The 6,021-nt window shown below is 71.8% G+C and carries 6 protein-coding genes; 1 reads left to right on the top strand and 5 read right to left on the bottom strand.

Features of this window, described 5'->3' with window-relative positions; genetic code table 11:
- Nucleotides 1–186 precede the first annotated feature (186 nt).
- The 5 genes from VF092_31635 to VF092_31615 all read right to left on the bottom strand — a co-directional run bounded on the left by VF092_31635 (nucleotide 187) and on the right by VF092_31615 (nucleotide 4,868).
- Nucleotides 187–957: an ABC transporter permease gene (locus tag VF092_31635; protein ID HEX6751889.1), complete on the bottom strand. Its 771-nt coding sequence runs from the start codon at nucleotides 955–957 to the stop codon at nucleotides 187–189.
- The gene (locus VF092_31630) at nucleotides 954–1,976 is read right to left on the bottom strand and encodes an ABC transporter ATP-binding protein (GenBank protein ID HEX6751888.1); all 1,023 of its coding nucleotides are present in this window, start codon (nucleotides 1,974–1,976) and stop codon (nucleotides 954–956) included. The genes VF092_31635 and VF092_31630 overlap by 4 nt, the downstream gene beginning before the upstream one ends.
- Entirely contained in the window at nucleotides 1,948–2,772 is an 825-nt protein-coding gene (locus tag VF092_31625) for a hypothetical protein (protein ID HEX6751887.1), read from the bottom strand. Before VF092_31625 ends, VF092_31630 begins: the two co-directional genes overlap by 29 nt.
- Nucleotides 2,773–3,164: 392 nt before the next feature.
- Nucleotides 3,165–3,980 (bottom strand): hypothetical protein, encoded by an 816-nt coding sequence (locus VF092_31620; GenBank protein HEX6751886.1) that lies wholly within the window; start codon nucleotides 3,978–3,980, stop codon nucleotides 3,165–3,167.
- 96 nt (nucleotides 3,981–4,076) lie between these two features.
- Entirely contained in the window at nucleotides 4,077–4,868 is a 792-nt protein-coding gene (locus VF092_31615; GenBank protein ID HEX6751885.1) for a class I SAM-dependent methyltransferase, read from the bottom strand.
- 637 nt (nucleotides 4,869–5,505) lie between these two features.
- On the opposite strand from VF092_31615, the gene VF092_31610 reads away from it, so the two are divergent.
- The coding region (locus VF092_31610) for a hypothetical protein (protein HEX6751884.1) at nucleotides 5,506–6,021 on the top strand (516 nt) is incomplete at its 3' end.

The raw sequence follows: 6,021 nt of genomic DNA, 5'->3' as shown, positions 1-6,021 counted from the left end.
CGCTCGCTCCTCTGCTGTGGTGCGCGCGGCTGGCTTCGAGACAGCCGGTTCGCTGCGCCCACGCTCGAGCCGGCCGCGCGCACGCCGACATCGCACGCGCCGAAGCCGGTAGTCCGCGAAGGCGGACTTCGTGTGGTGGTTGCAGCGAATTCATTCGCCCCTCGCCCGAAGCGAACCGGCCGCCGCCTACTCCTCCCCCGCGCGCGCCATCGCGTGGCGCGCGAGCGCGAACAGCAGCGCCGCGAGGATCGCCAGCGGCACCAGCAGCGCCGCCGCGTCCGGCATCCGCGCGAAGAGCAGCGCCTGCCGCAGCGCGTCGGCCACCTGCGTCAGGGGATTCCAGCGCGCGACCTCGGCCAGCCATCCCGGCATCTGCCGCGTGGGCACGAGCGCCGTGCTGGTGAAGAGCAGCGGCAGGTTCACCACGTGGACGAACACCGCCATGCTCTCCGGCGCCCCGGTCTTCAGCGCGATCCAGCACGACAGGCTGGCGTACGCCACCGCGAACGCCGCCAGCCCCAGCGCCGCGACCAATATCCCCCAGAGACCGACATTCAGCCGCGCGCCGAGCGCCATCCCCAGCAGCGCGACGACCAGGGCCTGTGCGAGGAGCCGCGACACGTCGCCCGCCAGCTTCCCGGCCAGCAGCCAGCCGGGGTGCGCCGTGGCGCGGGCCATCCGCTGCGCGAAGCCGGTCTGCAGGTCACGCACGAGGTCGATTCCCGCCTGGCTGGCGCCGAACAGCACCGTCATGGCGCACACGCCGGGGAGGAGGAAAGAGACGTAGGAGAGCCCCGCGTACTCGCCGCCCAGCGCGAAGCGGTGGAAGAGGAAGCCGAAGATCAGAATCCAGAACAGCGGCTGCACGAAGCTGAAGGTCAGCGGCACCGGCCGCCGCAGCGACTTCAGCCAGCTCCGCCGCGCCGTCTCGCCGACCACCCGCAGCGCCGCGCTCATCCGCGCCTCCCCCGTCCGCGTCCCCGCCCCGCGCCCGCGCGCGCGGGCTCGGGTGGGCGGCTCCCCGTCAGGCGGAAGTACGCGCCGGCCAGGTCCGCGTCCGCGCGCTCGAAGCCGCGGTACGCGAACCCATGAGCGGCCAGGACGTCCAGCGCCGGCTCGCCGCCGTCGGGGTGGCGGTCGCGCCAGAGCGTCACCGCCGCCCCGTCGATCGCCACCTCGGGCGAGCCGGGGAGCGCCTCCAGCACCATCCGCAGCGACTCCGCCTGCTCGCGCGGGGGATGGGCGAGCATCACCGTGGCCCGCGCCTTCGCGTGCGCCGCCACCAGCGCGGCGGGCGCGTCGTCCGCGATCACCCGGCCGGCGTGAAGGACGAGGACGCGGTCGCACCGCGCGGCCACGTCCACCAGGTCGTGCGTGGCGACCAGCGTCGTCCGCCCGGCGTGGCGCCAATCGCCGAGGCGACGCCAGAGATCGCGGCGGCCGTCGGGGTCCAGGCTGGCGGTCGGCTCGTCCAGCAGCATCAGCCGCGGCGCATGCAGGGCGGCCAGCGCGAGGTGCAGCCGCTGCCGCTGCCCGCCCGACCACGTGCCGATCCGCCGGCCGCAGAAGGGCGCCAGGCCGTGCTCCTCCACCGTCTCCGCCAATCGCCGCTCCCGATCCCGGCCGGGGAGCGCGGCGAGCGCGTGGAAGAGCCGCAGCGTCTCCCACCCCGTCATCTCCGGGTCGAGCGCCGCCTCCTGCCCCGCGTAGCCGGCGGCCCCGCGCAGCCGCGCCCGGTCGCGCCGGGGGTGCATCCCCAGCACCTCCACCGCGCCCGCGTCCGGCTGCGCGATGCCGAAAAGGACCTTCAGCAGCGTGCTCTTTCCCGACCCGTTCGCACCGACCAGCGCCACCAGCTCGCCACCGCGGACGGAGAAGGAGACGCCGTCGAGCGCGCGCACGCCGCCGCCGTACGCCTTCGCCACCCCGTCCGCGCGGACGGCGAGGTCAGTCGGCGTAGACGATGGTTCCGGCATGCTCGCCCCGCACGGCGGCGGCGATGCGGTCGGGATCGCGCCCGTTCACCACCTGGAACTGGCGCACCAGCCGCGCGTTCAGCAGCAGGTCGGGGAGCACCTCGTCGAACGGCAGGCTCTTCAGCGCCCTGCGCTTCAATTCCTTCGCCCCGATGGAGTCGATGAACGACGCGTTCGCGTTCTCGCGCGGGTTCTCAGTGTACAGCCCGTCCACGTCCTTTACCAGCGTCACCGACTTGCAGCCGAAGCACTCGCCCAGGATGAAGCATCCCGCGTCGGTCCGGTGCGGCGGGATGCGGCCGATCGCCGGCGGGTGCTCCCACAGCGAGTAGGGCGGCACGCCGTTGAAGATCACCCCCGGCGCGGAGTGGATGAAGAGCGGGAGGAGATGGCCGAAGATCTCGGGCGGGATGGCCACCACGCCGTGCGGCGCCAGCAGCGTGCCCAGGATGTGCGCGTTGCCCAGCGCGTCGGCCACGGAGATCTGCGCCAGCACGCCCGTCGGCAGGCCGAGGTCGAGGCCGATGGAGAAGACGTGCCGGCTGCGCACCCCGCCGCCCACGCCCAGGATCAGCCGCTCGGTCTTCAGCAGCGCCCCGATCGCGTCGACGACGGGATACGTCACCGCCTTCCCCGCGTCGAGGATGGAGCGCCCGCCCACCTTCACCACGTGCACGCTGGGCAGCATGCGCACCACGGGCGACTCGGTGGACGCCATCACCTGCTTGTCCAGCAGGCTCTCGCGCATGAGCATCGACTGCACGTGGTGCCGCCGGTCCGTCGTCGTTTCGGTCATTCGCAATGTGTGCGGTGATGGAGATTTACGGACTTGCACTCCGTGTCATCCTGAGGGAGCGTCGCACGCAACTCTCGTCCGCGGAGAAGGTTGGACGCTCCCGAAGGATCTACTCGGCCTGTCAGGTGGTCTGCAATCGCGCGCATGACCGGCTTCGCTCGGCCCAGGCAAGATCCTTCGGGCGGCGCCAAGCCTCGTGGTGGCCGATGCGCTCGTCGGCGCCGCCCCTCAGGATGACACCAGCGTAAGTGCCCACTCTTCGCCATCCGACCCACCCTCCCCCCAGTTGGTTTTGGGGGGAGGGTCGCGCGAAGCGCGGGGTGGGGGGCGCGATGCCGCGGCCTCACGCCGATCTGCAATGCGCGCCGATACCTCGCCTCCTCACGCCCGACTCAATCCGCCGTGATCAGCGTCCCCACGTCCTCGCCGTTCAGCGCACGGGTCAGGTTGCCGCGAACCAGGCCGTTGATGACCCGGATCTCGCGGCGGTTCTCGGCGTGCTCCATCAGGTCCAGCACCGCGCGTTCGACCACCACGTCGTCGAGATCCATCGCTCGCAGCTCGGGGATGCTGATGCGGGGGATGAACTTCGCGCTCCTGTCCTTCTTGGGGTCGGCCGTGTACAGCCCGTCCTCGTCCTTCACGTAGATCATCGAGCGCGTGCCGAACACCTCGCTCACCAGGAAGCATCCGGTGTCCGTCCGGTGCGGCGGGATGCGCCCCACGGCCGGGTTCTGCTGCCAGAAGGTGTAGGGCGGCATCCCGAAGAAGATGCACGCGCCGCGCTCTTCCAGGTACAGCGGCAGCTGCGGGAACTGCGCCGGCTCGATGAACGGAATCCCGTGCTTCGCAAGGAGATAGTGCAGCATCCGCGCGTTCTGCATGCTCACGAACGTCCCCAGCACGCTCAGCACGCCGGTGGGCATCCCCAGGTCGATCCCCACGCTGTAGGCGTGGCGCGCGCGCGTCCCCGCGCCCGTGCCGATGATCATCTGGTGGCGCCCGAGGTTCTCCACCACCTCGTCGATCAGCGGGAACACCGCCGCGCGCCCGCGGTCGATGAAGCTCTGCCCGCCGATCTTCACCACGTTGGCCTCGGGGAGGATCTGCACGACGGGGTGGCCCGACGTGCGCTCCAGCAGCGCCGCATCGGTCAGGTTGCCGTCCACCAGCGAGCGGCCCAGCTCGGTCAGCAGTTCGTCTTGCATCGTGTGGGGAGAGGGGGATGGGATCGCCTCGCGGGGTCCGAGGCTGTCGCGATGTGAGTGGGGATTGTGCGTCTGGTGGCGCCAGACGGTCGGGGATCAGGCGATCGGGACGTGGATGGCGGTGATCTCCAGCGATTCCTGCTGCGGCAGCGCGGCGTCCAGGTTCCCGAAGCGCTCCGCCGCCCACGCGGCGAGGTCGGCGAGGACGCGGGCCTTGACCTCGGCGGGAACGTCGATCCCCGCCAGCCCGCCCTTTCCCTCCCACGCGGCGATCGAGTCCGCGGGGCGGTGCTCGACCGTCCACCGCGCGGCCACCCGCGGCTCCTCGCGCCGCCCGCCGCGCCGCGCCAGGCCGGCGAGGACGGCCTCCGCGCCGGCGTCGGCGCTGCGGCCGGGGTGGCCCCGCTCCGCCAGCAGCCGCCGCATCTGGCGCCGCATCACGCTCTTGGGCGAATCGAGCGGCCGCCGCACGCGCCCCAGCGCCAGCCACCCGCCCGGCGACCGCAGCACCCGCCGCGTCTCCGCGACCACGTGCTCGGGATCGAGGTGGTGCAGCGCCCGCGCGCAGAAGATCACGGACACGGCGCGGTCGTCCACCGGCCAGCGCGCGTTCCCGTCCGCCACCACGAGCTCCGCGGCGAGGCCGGCGTCCACCAGCCGCGCGCGGAAGACGTCCAGCATCGCCGGCGAGCGGTCGAAGCCGACGTAGCGCCCCGCGCGCCGGGCGAGCGGCAGGCTGAGCGAGCCCGTCCCCGCGCCCACGTCGAGCAGCGTGTCGCCCGCGCCGAGGCCGGTGATGGCCACGAGCGCGTCCGCGGCCGCCTCCGCCGCCCTGGCGGGGATGCCGGCCCGTTCGTCGAACCGTGTGGCCTGGTCTTCGTAGAGCACGGTGGAGGATATCGTCTGTTCCGCCTGTCGGCAACGTTTTGCGTCGCCGATTGCAAGGCCTTTCCGGCACATCCCACCCTCTCCCATCTCCCCGGAAGCGGCGGGATGAATGGGACCGCTCTCCGCCCCGTTGCCGCCACCGACGCGACCTCGCGCGGGAGCGTGCTTCTCCCGCTGCGGCGCGCGCGTCCCAGGCTGCGGCGGCCGGGTCCCACTTTTCGCCGAACCGGATTCACCCTCCGTGGCGGAATCGCGCGTGGAATCGGGAAAAGGAGGATCACCCGATCCCCCGATCTTGACCGAATTCCATCTCCCGCCGCGATCATGGAACCGTTTACCAGGAGGGAGAGGACATGAACAGAGGAGTCACCTTCTACGACCATATTCATCATGTGAATAGATATTCATCCGCCGGGCGGCAGCGAGGGAAACAGGCGCGGGGAGACAGATGGCGGCAAACAGAATGATCGTTGGAGTCGCAAACAAATGGACAGGCGCGCCGGCACGCGACTGCTCCTCCCGCGGGACGACAAATGCAGCGGGCCGTGCGGCGCCCACGCCATGCTGGACAGGCCTTCCCCCGGGCGCATCCCCGCACATCCGCAACCGAACCGCCGCACGCCGGAGTCACGGACGAATGACCACCACGAAGACCCCCGAGAAGGCGGACGCGCTCGCGCCCGCCCTTGCCCCCGAAGACCTTTCCGCCGCGCTGGCGCCCGCCGGCGACGCGATCGCCACGATCGCCGGGCTGGCGGCCACCACGCTGGCCGCCACCGCCGACGCCGGCGACTCCGACGCGGTGCGCGCCGCCGAGGCCAACATCGCCGACGACCTGGAGCGCGGCGGCCCCGCGTTCGGCTCGTTCCTGCGCTCCGTGGGGCTGGCGGTGGCCGACGGGCAGGCCGCCATGGACAAGACGCTGGTGGCCACCTCGACGGCGCTCGCCGGCGCGCAGGTGGAGGTGGTGGCGCTCTTCACCCAGGAGCTGAAGGAAGACGGCACCATGGAAACGGCCACGCCGCTGACCATGAAGCTGCCGCTGATCCAGTTCCTCCATCCCACCGCCTACCAGTTCACCCAGGTGCACCTGACGGCCGACATGGAGGTCAGCGAGTTCAACACCGCCAACGGGCTGAACATCAAGAAGAAG

It is taken from the genome of Longimicrobium sp., from assembly GCA_036377595.1.
Taxonomy (GTDB): domain Bacteria; phylum Gemmatimonadota; class Gemmatimonadetes; order Longimicrobiales; family Longimicrobiaceae; genus Longimicrobium.
Note: the sequence above shows the minus strand (reverse complement) of the source record. Positions and strands in the feature narration are given on the sequence as shown.